Source organism: Comamonas odontotermitis, assembly GCF_020080045.1.
Taxonomy (GTDB): Bacteria; Pseudomonadota; Gammaproteobacteria; order Burkholderiales; family Burkholderiaceae_C; genus Comamonas; species Comamonas odontotermitis.
Genome location: NZ_CP083451.1, coordinates 2,840,166 through 2,857,871, shown reverse-complemented (window position 1 = coordinate 2,857,871; position 17,706 = coordinate 2,840,166). Strand labels below are relative to the sequence as shown.

Annotated in this window: 11 protein-coding genes; 6 read left to right on the top strand and 5 right to left on the bottom strand. The window is 60.9% G+C overall.

What is annotated here, in order from left to right; translation table 11 throughout:
- Nucleotides 1-299: 299 nt before the first annotated feature.
- From LAD35_RS13230 to LAD35_RS13210, 5 genes are all read left to right on the top strand, one after another.
- Nucleotides 300-5,060, top strand: coding sequence for a PAS domain S-box protein (locus LAD35_RS13230; RefSeq protein WP_224149509.1), 4,761 nt, complete (start codon nt 300-302; stop codon nt 5,058-5,060).
- Nucleotides 5,057-5,965, top strand: coding sequence for a GGDEF domain-containing response regulator (locus tag LAD35_RS13225; protein ID WP_224149508.1), 909 nt, complete (start codon nt 5,057-5,059; stop codon nt 5,963-5,965). The genes LAD35_RS13230 and LAD35_RS13225 overlap by 4 nt, the downstream gene beginning before the upstream one ends.
- Before the next feature lie 183 nt (nt 5,966-6,148).
- Nucleotides 6,149-8,371 carry a D-(-)-3-hydroxybutyrate oligomer hydrolase gene (locus LAD35_RS13220; RefSeq protein WP_224149507.1) on the top strand — a complete coding sequence of 741 codons (2,223 nt, stop codon included), beginning with the start codon at nt 6,149-6,151 and terminating at the stop codon, nt 8,369-8,371.
- 450 nt (nt 8,372-8,821) lie between these two features.
- Nucleotides 8,822-9,823 (top strand): DUF808 domain-containing protein, encoded by a 1,002-nt coding sequence (locus LAD35_RS13215; RefSeq protein ID WP_224149506.1) that lies wholly within the window; start codon nt 8,822-8,824, stop codon nt 9,821-9,823.
- A gap of 238 nt (nt 9,824-10,061) precedes the next feature.
- Nucleotides 10,062-10,673 carry an OmpW/AlkL family protein gene (locus tag LAD35_RS13210; protein WP_224152687.1) on the top strand — a complete coding sequence of 204 codons (612 nt, stop codon included), beginning with the start codon at nt 10,062-10,064 and terminating at the stop codon, nt 10,671-10,673.
- 408 nt (nt 10,674-11,081) lie between these two features.
- Here LAD35_RS13210 and LAD35_RS13205 read toward each other — a convergent pair whose 3' ends face one another.
- Together LAD35_RS13205 and LAD35_RS13200 are read right to left on the bottom strand one after the other, a co-directional pair.
- Nucleotides 11,082-12,359 carry an O-acetylhomoserine aminocarboxypropyltransferase/cysteine synthase family protein gene (locus LAD35_RS13205; RefSeq protein ID WP_224149505.1) on the bottom strand — a complete coding sequence of 426 codons (1,278 nt, stop codon included), beginning with the start codon at nt 12,357-12,359 and terminating at the stop codon, nt 11,082-11,084.
- Nucleotides 12,360-12,505: 146 nt separating this feature from the next.
- The gene (locus LAD35_RS13200; RefSeq protein ID WP_224149504.1) at nt 12,506-13,624 is read right to left on the bottom strand and encodes a YeiH family protein; all 1,119 of its coding nucleotides are present in this window, start codon (nt 13,622-13,624) and stop codon (nt 12,506-12,508) included.
- Between the two features lie 218 nt (nt 13,625-13,842).
- Here LAD35_RS13200 and LAD35_RS13195 point away from each other — a divergent pair, with 218 nt between their 5' ends.
- A complete protein-coding gene (locus tag LAD35_RS13195; protein ID WP_224149503.1) occupies nt 13,843-14,742 on the top strand; it encodes a LysR family transcriptional regulator in 900 nt (299 codons plus the stop codon).
- 125 nt (nt 14,743-14,867) lie between these two features.
- Here the strand turns inward: LAD35_RS13195 and LAD35_RS13190 are convergent, their stop codons facing one another.
- The 3 genes from LAD35_RS13190 to LAD35_RS13180 form a co-directional block, all read right to left on the bottom strand.
- On the bottom strand, nt 14,868-15,410 hold the full coding sequence (locus LAD35_RS13190; RefSeq protein ID WP_224149502.1) for a response regulator transcription factor: 543 nt from the start codon (nt 15,408-15,410) through the stop codon (nt 14,868-14,870).
- Nucleotides 15,373-16,749, bottom strand: a complete 1,377-nt coding sequence (locus tag LAD35_RS13185; protein WP_224149501.1) for an ATP-binding protein — start codon at nt 16,747-16,749, stop codon at nt 15,373-15,375. Before LAD35_RS13185 ends, LAD35_RS13190 begins: the two co-directional genes overlap by 38 nt.
- Nucleotides 16,750-16,928: 179 nt before the next feature.
- Nucleotides 16,929-17,705, bottom strand: a complete 777-nt coding sequence (locus tag LAD35_RS13180) for an SURF1 family protein (protein WP_224149500.1) — start codon at nt 17,703-17,705, stop codon at nt 16,929-16,931.
- Nucleotide 17,706 lies beyond the last annotated feature (1 nt).

Below are 17,706 nucleotides of genomic sequence, written 5' to 3'. Positions count from 1 at the left end.
GCGACACAAAGTGGCAATGCTGCGCGAATGAAGGCGTAGAAGAGGGGAATTTAAGTATCCACATCACTTGCCAGGCGGGGACCCGGGCGTCATTGTCTGCATCTCCAAAGGCTTGAATGTGGTATCGATACCAAAAATTACCTTTTTTAAAATTCTTCATAAATTGCGCACCTGATAGTGTATATATATGTATCAAATCGCGCTATAAATTCACATATTCGGTGGAGAGATGCATGAAGGCGGTGATGTGCTGCTGTCGCTGGCTCGCGGCTATTTCACTGTTATCCAGGAGTTGATGCATGCACGAAGATTTTCCAGAAATCCCTTCGGGCCTGCTGGACCGATGGCACGGGCTGTTGCGGAACTATGCCGATCTGTTGCACTTGTCCGTAGCGCGGGTACTGCGTCTGCAGCATGGGGTCTGGCATCTGATGTCGGCTGCAGGCCCGGCAGCCGATCGCCTGGAGAACGGTCCGGTGGTCACGCAGGAGCCGCCGTTTGCGGGCGAATTGGTGGTCGCCCAGAGGCTGGTATGTCGTGAATCATTGAGCGATGTTACTTTCATCTTGAAACATCAAGACCGAAAGCACATCGCGCAGAGCTACGTCGGCATACCGGTCTACTGGCCCAGCGGCAGTCTGTTCGGTGTTCTGGATGCGCTCAACGATGCTCCCAGGGAGTTCACCGACGCCGAGCGGCGTCTGTTGGTGCAGATCCGCGATGACATCGAGGATCACCTTGTGCTGCTGCATGGCAACCGCGCAGACCTGGTAACCAACCACGAGACGCGCGAGCGCCTGCAGGCCAGTGAGGAGCGATTTCGCCTGCTGGTGGAAAACGCTGGCGACGACTATTTTCTGCATGATGACCAGGGCCGTTTCATCGACGTGAATGAGCGCGCCTGCCGCAGCCTGGGCTATTCACAAGCCGAGCTGCTCACCATGGAAGTGGGGGATGTGGCCTTCGGCGTGACGGCGGATCAGCGGCACCAGCTGTTCCGGGACGCCTCGCCGGGCAGCTCCCAGGTGGTCAAAAGCCACCATCGCCGCAAGGACGGCAGCATGTTTCCGGTCGAGGTGGTGATCACCTGCGTGGAAATCGATGGGCGCAAGCTGTTCATGGGGCTGGCGCGCGACATCACCGAGCGCGAGCGGGCAGAGCGGATGGTGCGCGAGGTCAATGCCGACCTGGAGCGCCGCGTCGCCTTGCGTACCGCGGAGCTGCAGGATCTCTCGGGCAAGCTGCAAGGGGTGTTGAACAGCGCGGCGGACATCATCTTTGTGAAGGATCTGGGCGGGCGTTACCTGCTGTTCAATCCAGCGGGCGAGCGCTTCCTGGGGCGCAGTGCGGACGAGGTGATCGGCTGCACCGATTCGGATTTGTTTCCACCAGAAATGGCTGCGGTCTTCATGCGTGCAACCCAGCAGGTGCTGCAGGCGCAGGACAGTCTGACGTTGGAAGAAAAGGTGCTTTCGGCGCAGGGTGTGCGCACCATGCTGACGACCCGCAGCCCATTGCGTGACGAGCATGGCCGTATTCACGCGGTGATGGGCGTGGCCCATGACATCACCGAGCGAAAGCAGGTGGAGCTGGAGCTGCAGTTGCAGCGCCAGCGCATGGCCCTGGCGATCGACGTGGGGGCTCTGGGGGTGTTGGACGTCAACCTGGACACAGATGCGGTGCTCTGCAATGCGCAGGGATTGGAGATTCTTGGCCTGCAGGGGGGCGATGGGTTGGCGCTGGGGCTTGTGAACCGGCTCATTCATGTGCAGGACCGGACCGCCTGGGACAACCATCTGAATGAGGTTCGCTCGGGTGCTGGCCCGCAGCGGGTGCAACTGCGTGTCGTCCAGCCGGATGGCGCCGTGCGCTGGGTGTCGGCTGCCGCGCGTTTTGTGGCTGGTCAGGGGCAGGTTTCTGATCGATTGGTGTGCGTCATGGTGGATGTGACCGAAAGCCATCAGGCCGAACGCAAGCTCAAGAACAGCTTTGAGAGCCTGCAGCAGGCCGAGCGTCTGTCGCGCATGGGCTCCTGGACCCTGGACATTCAACGGCAGGTTTTCGCGGTCTCCGACATGCTGCGGGAGATCGTGGGATTTTCCTGCGATGAAGAGGTATCGCTCAGCCGTCTTACTTCGGTGATGTCGGAAGAGAACTATCAGAAAGTCAAGGCCGGGCTGGAAGACTGTGTTGCCAATGGCAGCGCGTTTACCATGGCGTTTGAGCACTACCGTACCGATGGCAGCACCTTTGCTGCTGAAGTGCGGGCACAGGGTATCCGGGACGACAGCGGCCAGGTGGTAAGCGTGACGGGTACCGTGCAGGATGTGAGCGAACGCGAAGAAGCGCGTGCGCAACTGGCCTCGCTGGCGGATCGCCTGCCCAGCGGCGCGCTCTATCAACTGAGCTATGTCAACCCCGAGCTGGGTCTTGCTGGCCCTGTCGATGGAGGAGATCTGCATCTCAATTACATCAGCGGGGGTATCGAAGCACTGATTGGCATCTCGGCGCAACAGCTACAGGAGAATCCTGGCTTGCTGTTCAACGCGGTGCACGAGGAGGATCGGGCTCCATTTTTGAGTGCCTCGCGCGACGCCAGTGCGACCCATAGCCTGTTTGAGTGCGACTTTCGCCTGCGCCGACCGGATGGCTCGCTGATCTGGCTGCGTATCCGCTCGGCACCGCGCAAGGTCAAGGGTGGCTGGATATGGGACGGCATCATCCTCGACATCACGCGCCAGCATGAAGTGGAGTCGGCGCTGCGCCAGGCCAAGGATGCAGCAGAGCGGGCAGAGCGGGCCAAGGCTGACTTTCTGGCCAACATGAGCCATGAAATCCGCACGCCGATGAATTCGGTGTTGGGCATGACGCGATTGGCGCTGCAGACTGATCTGTCACCACGCCAGAAGAACTATCTCGAGAAGATCGATATTTCCACCCGTGCGCTGCTGGCCATCATCAACGACATTCTGGATTTTTCGAAGATAGAAGCCGGCGGATTCGAACTCGATGATACGGACTTTGCCCTGGAGCAGGTGCTCGAAGCGGTCTCGAACGCCACCTCGCTGCGTGCTGACGAAAAGGGGTTGGAGGTTGTCTATGCAATAGCGCCGGACGTACCACGCGCCTTCCGTGGCGATCCGCTGCGCCTGTCGCAGGTGCTGATCAACCTGGTGGGCAATGCCGTCAAGTTCACCGATGCCGGCGAGGTAGTCGTGTCCGCCAATGTGCTGGAATCGCGCGAAGATGGCAGCGATCTGGTGCAGTTCAGTGTGCGTGATACCGGTATTGGCCTGAGCCAGGAGGCGCTGGGTCGCCTCTTCGTGCCTTTCCACCAGGCAGATGGCGGAATCTCGCGCCGTTATGGAGGAACGGGCCTGGGCCTGACCATCTGCAAGCAGCTGGTGGAGAAGATGAGTGGAGGCATCCGTGCGGAAAGCGAGCCAGGGCGAGGCAGCCTGTTCTCGTTCACGGTGGCCCTTGGGCTGCCGTCGAGCGACATGGCGCTGCGTGCCAAGTCGCTGCATGGCTATCGTGTGCTGGTGGTGGATGACAACGCCACATCGCGCGAAAGCCTGGGAGGCATGATCAGCAGTTTCGGCATGCAGGCCGACTGTGTCGATTCCGGGTTGCATGCGCTGGCGCGCATTGAAGCGGTGGCGCAGGAGGGCAAATCCTATGACCTTGTGCTGATGGACTGGCAGATGCCCGAGATGGACGGCATTGAAGCCACGCGCCGCATACGGCAGGAAAGGGGGCAGGAGCACGTGCCTGCGGTGCTGATGGTCACGGCGTACGGACGCGACGAAATACTGAACCAGGTCACATCGGCGGATTTGCAAGGAATTCTGGTCAAACCGGTGACTGAGTCTGTGATGTTCGATACCGTGCAGGATGTGTTGGCGGGCCCGCGCATGCATGCCCAGCATTTCAGTACTTCAAGGCAGGTGCGCAGCGTGCTCACGCCATCGATGCGCCGCATGCTCAATGGCAAACAGGTACTGGTGGTGGACGACAACGCGCTCAATCTCGAAGTGGCTACCGATTTTCTCGTATTGGCCGGCGTGCAGGTAGACACGGCTGTCAATGGTCTGCAGGCCATCCGCCTGCTGGAGATGAAGGCCTATGACGCCGTGCTGATGGATATGCATATGCCGGAGATGGATGGCGTGACCGCCACGCGCGAAATCCGCCGCAATCCTGCCTGGCAGGCGTTGCCCATCATCGCGCTGACAGCGCAGGCACGCACCGAGGACCGTGAAGCGACGATTCGAGCGGGCATGACTTCGCACCTGTCCAAGCCGATCGAGGAGCATCTGCTCTACCAGACCTTGGTCGATATTTTCACCGGCGATCACTCCCACGTCGGCAAGTTGGCGCGCTCGCAAGGATCGGGCGGAGAAATTGTGTCTATCCGCCATGCGTTGTCGCAGCAAGGGCCCGTGGATTTTGATGCAGCGCTGCACCGGATGGGCGACAACCCCGAACGCATGCGGCGCCTGTTGCATGGTTTCCTGCGTGACTTTGCCGATGTGCCGCAGCGGCTCGATGCTGCGGTGGCTGCGCAGGACCACAAAAATCTGGAGGCGCTGGCCCATCTGGTCAAGGGAGCAGCAGGCTACGTGCAGGCCAAGGCGCTGACCCATTCGGCAGACGCATTGGAGCGGCAGGCCGGCCGTGGAGATGCCGCTGCCATGGAGCGCCTGGCTTTTACCTTCCGCGCCGACCTGACTGCTGTGCTTGAAGCCATCAGTGATCGCCTCAGGCGATTGGCCGATGCGGCTGCCAAGCAGTTCCAGCCAGTGGCAGGCACCGATGCTCAGAAGACACTGGCCCTGATCGACAAGGCCGAGCCATTGATGCGCAGGGGCGACTATGCCGCCACAGCGCTGTTGACCGATCTGGCCCATGAACTGCAAGGCCACCCTGCATCCGCCAAGCTCGAAGAGGCGCGGGTGCTATACGAGGATATTGAATTGATCGATGCATTGACGGCCATGGGGCAGTTGCGCCAGCTATTGGGCCTCGCGAAAGATGCCGCAGTGGAGGATCAGGGATGAGTACGGTCAACCTGCCCACGGTGTTGATCGTGGATGATGAGCGTATCAATCGCACGGCGCTTGCCGAACTGCTCAAGGACGAATGCCGGGTAGTCTTGGCCAAGGACGGCGTCTCCGCGCTGCAGCGCGTGGCGGAGGAACAGGTCAGCCTGATCCTGCTCGATGCCTCAATGCCTGATATGGACGGATACGAGGTATTGCGACGCCTCAAATCCAATGAAAAGACCGCCAACATCGGTGTGATCTTCGTGACTGGCCAGATCGAGGAGGCGCATGAGGAGCGCGGCCTGCTACTGGGAGCGCTGGACTACATCGCCAAGCCTGTGCGGCCGCTCCTGGTCAAGGCGCGCGTGCGAAACCACCTGGAACTGGCCCGCCAACGCGAAGAGCTGGAGCGCCTGTCCTTGCAGGACGCGCTGACAGGCATCAGCAACCGTCGCGCTTTCAACCAGGCTTTCATGCGGGCCTGCGGCAATACGGTGCGCAATGGCACGCCGCTGGGTCTGGCGATGATCGACGTGGACTATTTCAAGCGCTTCAACGACCTCTATGGCCATGGTGCCGGTGACGACGTGCTGCGCCGCGTGGCGCAGACCCTGGGCAAGGCGGCGCAGCGGCCTTATGACATGATCGCGCGCTACGGCGGGGAGGAGTTCGTGCTGATGCTGCCTTCCAGCATTGCGTTGCAGTTGGTGCTGAACCGGCTGTGTGAGGCCGTACAGGCGCTGGCCATTCCCCATGAGCAGTCGGAGGTCAGTCCCATGCTCACCATCAGTTGCGGTGGAGTGGTGGCCGGGCATGACAGCGCCAGGCGGCCCGAGCAATTGCTTGAACGCTGCGATGAAATCCTCTATCAGGCCAAGAATGCAGGCCGCAACCGAGCCATCGTCCACGACCTCCATTGAGTGGTGCTCGGCAATCGGCTCTGTGGCAAGGCTTGAAAACCAGTAAGTAGTTTCACGTTATTGGTGTTTCACCTAGCCTGTGGGCCTTGTCGGTTGGAGGCACTGTCGTTAGTGTTGCGGGGCTGGTGTGCATCGCCACATACGCGGTACATCGGCGGCCTACAACAAACAAGAGGAGACGACATGGACCGAACAAGGTGCACGGGCGCATTGTGCCGCAGCATGCGCTGGACGATGACTGCATTGGCGGGCGCTGCGCTGGCAGCGTGTGGTGGAGGTGGTGGTTCATCGGCCAGGAATGAATTGCCGCAGGGCATCACGGAAATCAGCCAGACAAGCTATCCGGCCACCACGGCAGGGGCCGGCAGCACCGCAGCGATGCAGGACCTGCTGACGGGCGGCCTCGGCAAGACCGGGCTGGGTGCGGCTGCAGCGCCCGCATATGCCGACCCGGCCAATCCGACGGTGGCGGAGCTGCGGCGCAATGCCCTGTTCTCCAACTACCGGGGAATTCTGGATTACACCGCAGGCGGTGGTTATGGCTCCTTGTATGGCCCCAACATTACCGCAGACGGTGCGGTGACAACCGGTGAAGGTCTGATCCCTGGCAGTGAATACCTGGCGGTGCTGGACAACGGAACTGGCCGCAAGCAGACTGTGATTGCGGTGATGGTGCCTGACAGCTTCAGTGCATCCAAACCCTGCCTGGTGCTGGGTCCTTCGTCTGGTTCGCGCGGCGTCTATGGCGCCATTGGCACGGCCGGTGAGTGGGGTTTGAAGAAGGGCTGCGCCGTGGCGCTGACCGATGCAGGCAAGGGTGTGGGACTGCACAATCTGGCCGACGACACGGTGAACAAGGTCGATGGCTCCCGCGCTGCACGCAAGGATGCCGGTGCCTTGTCCTTCTTCGCGGCCAACCTGACCGATGCCGCGCGTGCCGCGTACAACGTGGCCTTTCCCAACCGCATCGCCATCAAGCATGCGCATTCGCAGCAGAATCCCGAGAAGGACTGGGGCGGCGATACGCTGGCGGCTGGCCATTACGCGATGTACGTGCTCAATGCCAAGTACGGCACCAAGGATGATCCTGTGCCTTTCGACAGGAACAACACGGTAGTGATTGCGGGTTCTGCATCCAATGGTGGCGCAGCAGTCCTCAGGGCGGCAGAGTTGGACGGCGACGGTTTTGTGGACGGAGTCGTTGCAAGCGAGCCGGTGACGCAGATCCCGGCAGGAAAGCCCATCTATGTGAGGCAAGGCACGGAGAGCGACAACGTCACGTCATACAACATGGGTGGAACCGCGCTGGCCGAGTACACCACCTGGGGCAATCTCTACCAGCCTTGCGCCGCCCTGGCTGACGCCGCAGCACTCTCGGAGACATCAATCTTCAACTACATCGGCCTTGCGGCGATGAAGACGCGGGCCGAAGCGCGCTGCGAAGGGCTGGCTGCCAAAGGCCTGGTGACAGGCGCTACCACGGCAGAACGCGCGGCAGACGCCTTGAGCAAACTGCACGCCAAGGGCTGGACCAAAGAGCATGACCAGATGCACAACGCCCACTATGGGCTGGGCAATGGTCCGATACTTTCTGCCATGTACACCATGGCGTACGGGCGCTTCGGTGCAGATGCCAATCTGTGCAACACCAGCTTTGCAGCTGCCAGTGCAACCGGCGAGGTGATGGCTGCCACGCCTGCAGCACTGGCGCAGAGTGCGGCGGTGGCCAACGGCACAGCCAATGGCTCGCCTGCGACCGTGGTGTACAACGATTCGGTCGGGGGGGCCCGTTCATGGCTGATGACGGTGTCGCCGTCGACCGGCAAGGCGGACCTGGGGCTGGACAACGCACTGTGCCAATATGCTCTTGCATCAGGGCAAGATCCGGTGACAGGCAAGTCCCTGTCTGCTGCCAGTGTGCCCACTCAAGCCCAAAGCGATGCGGTGCGTGCAGGCATGCAGGAAGTGAAAGTGACCGGCAATTTGCGCGGCAAGCCCACCATCATCGTGGCAGGGCGCAGCGATGCGCTGATTCCGGTGAATGTGAATGCGCGCGCCTACACAGCGTTGAACGGTGGTGTCGAAGGGGCGCAGAGCAAGCTGCGCTACATCGAAGTGACGAATGCCCAGCACTTTGATGCCTTCCTGCCGTTTGCGGGGTTTGATACGCGGTTTGTGCCACTGCATACCTACTTCAACCAGGCCATGGATGCCGTGTGGGCCAACGTGACCAAGGGTACCGCTTTGCCTGCCAGCCAGGTGGTGCGTACCACGCCGCGAGGCGGTACACCTGGTGCAGCCAATCCGATTGCTGCAAGCAATGTACCGCCTCTCAAGGCCACGCCGGGGGCAGGGGACACGATCACAGTGACGGGATCGATCCCCATGGTGACCTTGCCGAACTGAACCGGCGTCTCGACTGGACTACGGTGAAGCGCAAAGGCTTCTGCTCCTCCAGTCTGTAGAGATCGGACGCCAAAAACAAAGTCCCGCCAGCTTGCGCTGCGGGACTAGTTTTTTGAAAGTGTGATGGCTTCGCGGTAGATCGGAGCTAAATGGCTCTAAGACGAATTCTCACCTGCCAGCAACACACATAGAAAAATCAGAAACGGGCAGGAGCACGCTTGCGGTCACGTTCGTCTTCAGGCCATACAGCAAACACGGTATTCATTTCACTTCCTTTCACCTGATTGGTGGAGATGGGTGTTCAACGGGTGGGCAGGCGTGTTGGTTGACGGGGCTTGTATAAAGTTTTGTGAATAGTGTTCAACAAAACGTACAGAGCTGCGGGATTTGTGAATGCAGCGATGGCCGAAATGGCTATGATTTGCCACCTTTTCATACACGGAGTCTTGAATGGCTGGTGCTGGACTATTGATGCTGCTGGACGATATCGCCACGCTGCTGGACGATGTCGCCCTGATGACGAAAACGTCAGCGGGCAAGAGCACGGCCATCCTCGATGACGTGGCCACGCAGACCAAAGTAGCCGTGCAAAAAACGGCGGGTGTGTTGGGGGACGATCTGGCGCTCAATGCCGAGCAGGTGACCGGCGTCAAGGCAAACCGCGAACTGCCCGTGGTGTGGGCCGTAGCCAAGGGCTCCCTGTGGAACAAGGCCATTCTGGTACCGGCAGCATTGCTGATCAGTGCCTTTGCGCCATGGCTGATCACACCGCTCTTGATGGTCGGTGGGGCTTTCCTGTGTTTTGAAGGTGTCGAGAAAATTCTGGACATCTTCCACAAGCAGAAAAAACACGATGTGAAGACGGTGCTGGCCGATTCTGCCGAGGCGCAGAAGACCGGTGTTGCACCTTCGTCCGTGCGTGCTGCGCACGAAAAGCAGATGGACCCGCAGGAGTATGAGAAGCAGAAGGTCAAGGGCGCGGTCCGCACTGACTTCATTCTGTCTGCAGAGATCATGGCCATCGCATTGGGCACGGTGTCGACCAAACCCATCTGGGAGCAGGCTGCCGTATTGGTCACCGTGGCGATTGCCATCACCGTGTTTGTCTATGGCCTGGTGGCCGGCATCGTGCGGATGGACGATGTGGGTAGCTGGCTGATGGCCAAGAAGAGCGCTGCAGCGCAGGCCTTTGGCCGCGGCATGATCGCGTTCACGCCGTGGCTGATGCGCGGGCTGTCCATTGTCGGCACGGCTGCCATGTTCATGGTGGGTGGCAGCCTGCTGGTGCATGGTATCGGCCCGATCGAGCACTGGATCAAGGACAGCATCGAACCATTGGGTGGGGTCGCCGCAGTTGTCGGTCCTACCTTGGTGCATATGGTGGTTGGCGCCATCATTGGCGGCGTGGTGGTGCTGTGCATGGAGGGGTGGCACAAGCTGCGCGGTCACTGACGCGAGCGCGAACCCTGGGTTCACGATGATACGGCCGGGGATTCCCGGCCGTTTTTGATGGTGCCGGGCATGAGGCCTGATCTGTGTCAAAGCAGCCAATGCGAGAATTGGTGATCATCTATTGCCATGGAAACGCCCCATTTCGGCAGCGGACTTTTTCTCCGGGGTGCTGCCGGTGCACGGGGCTTTCAGTCAATTCTCAATCTATGCGACAGAAGTCGCAGCGAAGGCAATGATGATGAAGAAAGCAATGATGGCAGCGTTGGCTGTTTGTGCGCTGACGGCCGGCACGGCCATGGCGCAGCAGGCTGAAGGGCCCTGGATGGTGCGCGTGCGTGCCGTCAATCTGGACAGCGCCAACAAGGACTCCACCGGGCTTGGCCTGTCGATCAATGACAAGACCATTCCTGAGTTGGATGTGTCTTACTTCTTCACTCCCAATATCGCAGCAGAGCTGGTGCTGACATACCCACAGAAGCATGATCTGCGCTCCAACGGCGCAAAGATCGGTTCGCTCAAGCACCTGCCTCCTACACTGCTGGCGCAGTATCACTTCACCGGCATGGGCGCGTTCAAGCCTTATGTGGGCGCGGGTATCAACTACACGCGCTTTTCGAATGTGCGCTTTGACCCCGCCGTACAGGCGGCGCTCGATCCGTCGATCAAGAAGAACAGTTTTGGCCCTGCCATGCAGGTGGGCTTTGACTACATGCTCGACAAGAACTGGTCGATCAACTTTGATGTGAAAAAGGTCTACATCAAGACCGATGTCAGCTCGACTGGCAAAAAGGTTGGCTCGTTCAAGGTGGATCCCTGGCTCGTGGGTGTGGGCGTAGGCTATCGCTTCTGACCATCACCTTTATTTCCATGCAAAAAGGCATGCCATCATTGGCATGCCTTTTTACTATGGAAAATGTAGCTGAATGCGCTCTGCAGTTGGGCGCTACAGGTTTCCTTGAGTCTTAGAACGTGTTTACGATCTCTACGCAGCCGCGTTGGAGTGCAATCGGGATGAGTTCGGAGCGATGGGCCGCAGCTTGCACCGGGGTGCAAGCAAGGGCCAGCGCACAGAAATCGCCCGATTTCACTCCAACCCGTAGGGACAGTGGGTTTGGGGGCGCCCGGTCAGGGGCGCCCGGCTAGGGACGGTCTGCGTCGTTGCAGCGCTTGCCAATAGCTGGCTATTGGCTGCGCACTGCGCCTAGCATCCACTCCCGCAAAGCCGCTGTCGCGGCGCGAGGAGATCGTAAACACGTTCTTAAACTTGGGCGAGCGCCTGCTGCAGATCAGCCAGCAGGTCGTCGATATGTTCGATGCCGACTGACAGGCGCACCATACCTTCGGTCACGCCAGCCTTGGCCAGTTCAGCCGCGTCAAGCTGTCGGTGGGTCGTAGATGCGGGGTGCGTGGCCAGCGATTTGGCATCGCCGATGTTCACGAGGCGGGTGAACAGTTGCAGCGCATCGAGAAAGCGCGCACCGGCGGCTCGTCCCTCATCGCCCTTGAGGCTGAATGACAGAATGCCCGAGGCGCGGCCACCCGATTGCTTCTGCACGATGGCGTGGTCCGGATGGTCTTTCAGGCCTGCGTAGCGCACCCATTCCACCTTGGGATGGTTTTGCAGGGCCTCGGCAATTTTCTGGGTGTTCTCGCAGATGCGGTCCATGCGCAGTGCCAGGGTTTCGATGCCCTGCAGGATCTGGAAGGCATTCTGCGGCGAGATGGCTGCCCCCATATTGCGCAGCGGCACCACGCGGGCGCGACCGATGAAGGCCGCAGGGCCCAGGGCCTCGGTATAGACCACGCCGTGGTAGCTCACGTCTGGCTCGTTCAGGCGCTTGAAGCGAGCCTTGTGCTCTGCCCAGGGGAACTTGCCGCTGTCCACGATGGCGCCACCCACGCTGGTGCCATGGCCGCCCAGGTACTTGGTGAGCGAGTGCACGACGATGTCGGCGCCAAATTCAAATGGCCGCAACAGATAGGGGGAGGGTACGGTGTTGTCCACGATCAGTGGTACGCCATGCTTGTGGGCCACATCGGCCAGAGCGCGAATATCGGTCACATTGCCCAGCGGGTTGCCGATGGATTCGATGAAGACGGCTTTGGTCTTGTCGTCGATCAACTTGTCAAAGCTGGCGGGATCGCGCGGGTCGGCAAAGCGCACTTCAATGCCCTGCTGCGGGAACGTGTGTGCGAACAGGTTGTAGGTGCCGCCATAGAGCGTGCTGGCGCTGATGATGTTGTCGCCCGCCTCGGCCAGCGTCTGGATGGCGGCGGTGATGGCCGCCATGCCCGATGCCACGGCCAGTGCGGCAATGCCGCCTTCCAAGGCCGCCACGCGCTTTTCCAGCACGTCGGTGGTCGGATTCATGATGCGGGTGTAGATATTGCCTGGAACCTTCAGGTCGAACAGGTCGGCGCCATGCTGGGCACTGTCGAACGCGTAGGCTACCGTCTGGTAAATGGGCACGGCCACAGCCTTGGTCGTGGGATCGGGCGAATAGCCGGCGTGGACGGCAAGGGTTTCAATGCGCATGGCGGGTGGCTCCAGAATCGTTTTGGCAAAAGCAATGGTTGTAACAGCTTTGCCCAGGCGGGCAAATACATTGTTCGCATTTGCTTATGAAGCCATTGGTTCCATGTATGTGTGGAGCGATGCCATGGCTGCATGAAGCATGCGTGCTACAGCCAGCTGTTGAGTGCCAGGCCTGCGCCCACCAGCCAGACAAACAGGATGAGGGCCAGCAGCAGCGGCTTGACACCCGCCGCCTTGACGGCGCGCACATGGGTGGTGAGCCCCAGAGCCGCCATGGCCATGGTGAGCAGAACGTTGTCCAGCTGGACACCTGCGGTGAGCGCCGCCTGTGGGATGATGCCCAGCGAATGGATTCCTGCAACCGCTATGAATCCCAGAGCAAACCAGGGAATGGTGATGCGCGCCAGCAATGGTTTTTTCTCGGTATCTGCAGTGCTGCCGATGCTGGGTTTGCCTGGTGCTGCTGGCGCTACCGACTCGTGCCGGGCCAGCCAGGCTGACAGGATGATGAGAAACGGTGCCAGCATCATCACCCGTACCATCTTGGCCACCACGGCCATGTCCGCAGCGCTGCTGCTGATGGCTTCGCCTGCAGCCACCACCTGCGCAACCTCGTGTACCGTAGAGCCTACCCACAGACCATAGGTGGATTCAGGCAATGGCAACCATTGCGCCGTCAGGTTCCATTGGTAAAAGGCAGGGTAGAGAAAGGTGCCAATGGTGCCGAACACCACCACGGTGGCAACGGCAACCGCCACATCGTCGGCACGCGCCTTGGCCACGGGGGCCGTGGCCAGAACAGCGGCAGCGCCACAGATTGAGCTGCCCGCGCCCACGAGTATGGCCGTGCGTGGATCCAGTCCCAGCCAGCGCTTGCCCAGCCATTGGGCCAGGACAAAGGTGCTGGTCAGCACGATGGCGTCGATGAGCACGCCATGGATGCCCAGCGCGCCAATGTCCTGAAATGTCAGCCGCAGCCCGTAGAGGATGATGCCCAGGCGCAGCAGTTTCTGTTTGGAAAGACCTACGCCAGCATCGGCGGGCGCCTGTACCCAGCCATAGACGGTGTTACCGATCAGCATGCCGATCACGATGGCGATCGTGAGTGCAGACAGGCCCTTGCTGCTGAACCAGGGCAGGGCTGCAAGGTCGCTGGCAACCCAGGTGATGGCTCCACACAGCAGCAGGCCGGGAACCAGTTGTTTGCCGGCGGACAACCACGAATGGCTGCCGGCTGGGGAGAGGGAGGAAGTGGCTTGTGACATGAAATGGGGCGAGGCCGGTACTGTCTCAAGATGACCCGAGCAGGCACCGCCAGAGCGGGAATGTCGCCACTATAGAAATTTTTCTTATATTCGTATAACTAATTGTTTATGTATCATTTACCTATAAAATAGGTAATTGTCACAAAAATAAACCGTTGCTTTGGTTCATCGTGGTGGTACGCAACGGTGTCTGATCCCTGTTCACCTGCGAGGAATCCATGCTTCACCTCAGCCTGCGCCAATGGGAAGTGTTTTGCGCCATCGCCCAAAGCGGCAGCACAGTGGCTGCGGCGAATGCCGTGGGGCTCTCACAATCGGCAGTCAGTGCGGCCTTGCAGCAGCTTGAAACCGGCATGGGCGCCCAGTTGTTTGCGCGTACGGGCAAGCGTCTTGTCCTGAACGACCTGGGCCGCAGCCTGTGGCCCGAGGCACAGGCGCTGCTGGAGCAGGCCCAGTTGCTGGAGCAGGCGACGCGGGCCACGGCCCCTGCCGCCCCTGTGCAGCTGCGGCTGGCGGCCAGCACCACCATTGCCAACCATGTGCTGCCGCCCATCCTGGCAGGCTTCATGCAGCGCTATGAGCAGGTTCGGTTTGATGTGGTGATCGGCAATACGCGCGAGGTGGCGCAGTCGGTGACAGATGCGCGGGTGGACCTGGGCTTCATCGAGGGAGCCAGTCACTGGACGGAGCTGGAAGTGCAGCCCTGGCGCGACGACGAACTGGTGCTGATTGCTGCTGCGGGCGATGCGCTGGTGCAACACGCCCGGCAGGCGCCCCTCTCGGTACAGGAGCTGCGCGCCTGCCGCTGGCTGCTGCGCGAAGAGGGCTCGGGCACGCGCGAGGCGGTGGAGTTTGCCGTGCTGTCGCACCTGCATGAATGGCCGGTGGTGGCAGTGCTGGGGAGCTCGGAGGCGATTTGCACGGCCGTGGCGCGCGGTGCAGGCATCAGCTGCCTCTCGCGGGTGATTGCGCAGCCCTGGGTGGACCGGGGAGAGCTGGCGATACTGGCGACCGAGCTGCCTGCCATGCAGCGGCCGTTTTCTCTGCTGCAGCGTCGTGGCAAGAAGCGCTCGCCCGTGCTTCAGGCTCTGGTGCAAGCCTGCCTGGATGCCGCGTGATGCTATGAATTGCAGAGCTACTAGCGCTTTGCGTTGCCCAGTCTTATGAGGTTTTTTATCTAGAGTCCAATAGCAGAAAGCGCAGCATGCTATGATTTTTGATAGCAGCTTCCAGCACTGCAGCGCTACCGCACATGCTGCTTTTCCAGCTTGCGTGCCAGCGTGCGCCGGTGCATGCCCAGGCGCCGTGCGGTTTCCGAGATGTTGAAGCCGGTCTCGGCGAGGGTCTCGTGGATTTTTTCCCACTCCAGCGTCTTGATCGACGTGGTTGCCTGGGGCAGATCGACCTCGGTCGTGCCTTCAATGCGGCCGAATGCGGCTTCGATATCGTCGGTGTTCGACGGCTTGGCCAGGTAGTGGCAGGCGCCCAGCTTGATGGCTTCCACCGCAGTGGCAATGCTGGCATAGCCGGTCAGCACCACGATCAATGCATCGGGATTCTGCGCATGCAGCAACTGCACGCACGAGAGGCCCGACGAATTGCCGGCCAGCTTCAGATCCATCACCGCATACTGGGGCTGCTCGGTCTGCAGCAGGGCCTGCACCTCATCGGCGCTGCTGGCGTGCAGCACGCGGTAGCCGCGGCGCTCAAACGAGCGGCGCAGGGTGCGGGCAAAAGCTGCATCGTCTTCAACCAGCAGTAACAGGCGTTCTTGCGTTTGCGTCATGGTGTTGTTCGTCATGCAGGGCAATGGCAGCCAGCGGCAGGCGGATACGTACCAGAGCGCCGCCGCCCAGATGCTGCTCCCGGTTACGGGCTTCGATATGGCCGCCCAGCGAGCGGGCAACATTCATCACCAGAAACAGGCCCAGACCGCTGCCAGGCCGTCCCTTGGTGGATTGGTATGGCTTGCCCAGCTGGGCAAGGATGTCGCTGCGAAAACCCGGGCCACTGTCGGTCACCACCAGCTCCAGCAGGGCGTGGCCGTTCTCGTCGTCCGATCCATCTGCGGGGCAGGTGGCCCACAGTTGCACAAAGCCGGGCGATGCCTCCAGTGCATTGTCCAGTACATTGAAAATCATCTGTTGCAGCGCGGTATCCGAGATGATGGGCACATCGCGCGCCAGCTGTTTGCGGAACTCGAAATTGGCGGGCTGGCGGTGGCTGCGCCACTGTTCCACCACCCGGTCCAGAAAGCGCACCAGGCTGGTTGTCTGTGGCGCATCGCCCCGCGTCTCGCCGGCAGACAGCAGTACCCCGGTGACGATGGACTTGCAGCGCTGCACCTGTTGCTCCATTTCGTGCAGGTCGTCCATCAACTCGCTGTCCTGGGAAACGGCCGGCATGCGCTGCCAGTCGCCCAGGATGACGGCCAGCGTGGACAGCGGCGTGCCCAGCTCATGCGCGGCGCCGCTCGCCAGCAGGCCCATGCGCACGATGTGCTCTTCTTCAGCGGCACGCTGGCGCAGGTCGGCCAGGCGCGCATCGCGCAATTGCAGATTGGCCATGATGCGGTTGATGAATGCCACCAGCAAAGTGGCATTGAGCCCAAAGCTGATCAGCAGGCCGATCAGGTACAGCGTGTGCATGGAGCCGCCCCGGTTCGACATGATCTGCAGCGGAAGGGAGAAGAACGCCAGCGCCACTGCACAGCATGCCGTGACCCCGACAATCGCCCAGGCATAGAAGGGCTTGAGCAGCACGGCCCCCAAGGTGACCTGCAGCAGGAACAGCGTAATGAAGGGGTTGTTGGCGCCACCACTCAGGTACAGCTGCATGCTGAGCGCGGATACATCGGCCAGCAGCGCCACAAACAGGTCTGCTGACGATATATCGTGCTGGCGCCAGCGCAGCCACCAGATGCAGGCGAGGTTGATGATGACCAGCCCCGCCAGAACGGAGAGCATCTCGGTGAGCGGCAAATGGATATCGAGGCCCCAGTGCACCAGCGAGATGGTGACCACCTGGCCCACTACGGCCAGCCAGCGCAGTTGTATGAGCAACTGCATGTTCTGGCGGTCGGTGGTATGGGTGACGCGGAAAAGGGAGTCTGCAGGAAATGACACCCGTCAATTGTGCCTGAGCCCCGGTGTCACAGCTGCCGCCCAGGTGGCCGCACCATGAAACGCCGCTGCATTTCGCCCCGGTGCAATAAAAAAGAGAGCAGCATGCGCTCTCTTTGATGGATTTTCAATGCATTTATGCCCGAAATGCAGCAAGCTGTAGCGTGGCATGCTATGAATTTTTAATCCACGCCTCCATGACCGCTGTCAGCACGCCGCTGGTGGCGCACCACCAGCCACGCGGCACCCGCCACCATCAGGGCCAGGCCATACCAGGTCAGGGCATAGACAAGGTGGTTGTTGGTAAAGCGGATCTGCGTGAGCCCGGTCTGCGGCCATTGCTGGCTTTGCAGATCTGCGCTGCTGCTGCGTTTGGTTTCGCCCACCACGGTGGGGCCGTCGTCCGGCAGGCCTGCATCGACAAAGAACGGAGCAGCCTGCGCCAGTCCGCGCGCCTGTGCAATCGCCTGCACGTCGCGTGAGTACCAGCGGTTGCCTGCCGGATCATTGCTGCGCAGAAAGCCCCCTTTGGGCTCGGTGGCGCGCAGAAGACCGGTGACGGTGACGTTGCCAGTCGGTGTTGCCGCTGCCAGCTGCGCCGCATCGCTCCAGTTGCTGCGCAGGCCGTCAGGCACGAAACCGCGGTTGACGAGCACCTGAGTGCCGTCAGGCTGCTGCAGCGGTGTCATCACCCAAAAACCTGCACCCAGTGCGGTGGTGGCCTGCGTCAGCACGGTCTGGGCTGGCAGCCATTGGCCATGCAGGGTAGTGGGCTGGTATTCCTGCGCCTTGGCATCCAGCCGGGGCCAGGTGGATGGAGCAGGGGGGGCCTGGGGCGCGCTATGGACGCGGCGTTCCACCCGGTCGATCAGATCGAGCTTCCATTGCAGGCGGTATACCTGCCAGGTGCCCAATGCGCAAAAGCCTAAAAACAAGGCGATGCCTACACATGCAAGCATC

Excerpts from the sequence above, each read along its gene's own strand:
- LAD35_RS13215 (WP_224149506.1), top strand. The coding sequence starts at position 8,822 with ATGGCTGGTGCTGGACTATTGATGCTGCTGGACGATATCGCCACGCTG.
- LAD35_RS13195 (WP_224149503.1), top strand. The coding sequence starts at position 13,843 with ATGCTTCACCTCAGCCTGCGCCAATGGGAAGTGTTTTGCGCCATCGCC.
- LAD35_RS13190 (WP_224149502.1), bottom strand. The coding sequence starts at position 15,410 with ATGACGCAAACGCAAGAACGCCTGTTACTGCTGGTTGAAGACGATGCA.
- LAD35_RS13210 (WP_224152687.1), top strand. The coding sequence starts at position 10,062 with ATGAAGAAAGCAATGATGGCAGCGTTGGCTGTTTGTGCGCTGACGGCC.
- LAD35_RS13225 (WP_224149508.1), top strand. The coding sequence starts at position 5,057 with ATGAGTACGGTCAACCTGCCCACGGTGTTGATCGTGGATGATGAGCGT.
- LAD35_RS13180 (WP_224149500.1), bottom strand. The coding sequence starts at position 17,705 with ATGCTTGCATGTGTAGGCATCGCCTTGTTTTTAGGCTTTTGCGCATTG.
- LAD35_RS13230 (WP_224149509.1), top strand. The coding sequence starts at position 300 with ATGCACGAAGATTTTCCAGAAATCCCTTCGGGCCTGCTGGACCGATGG.
- LAD35_RS13205 (WP_224149505.1), bottom strand. The coding sequence starts at position 12,359 with ATGCGCATTGAAACCCTTGCCGTCCACGCCGGCTATTCGCCCGATCCC.
- LAD35_RS13220 (WP_224149507.1), top strand. The coding sequence starts at position 6,149 with ATGGACCGAACAAGGTGCACGGGCGCATTGTGCCGCAGCATGCGCTGG.
- LAD35_RS13200 (WP_224149504.1), bottom strand. The coding sequence starts at position 13,624 with ATGTCACAAGCCACTTCCTCCCTCTCCCCAGCCGGCAGCCATTCGTGG.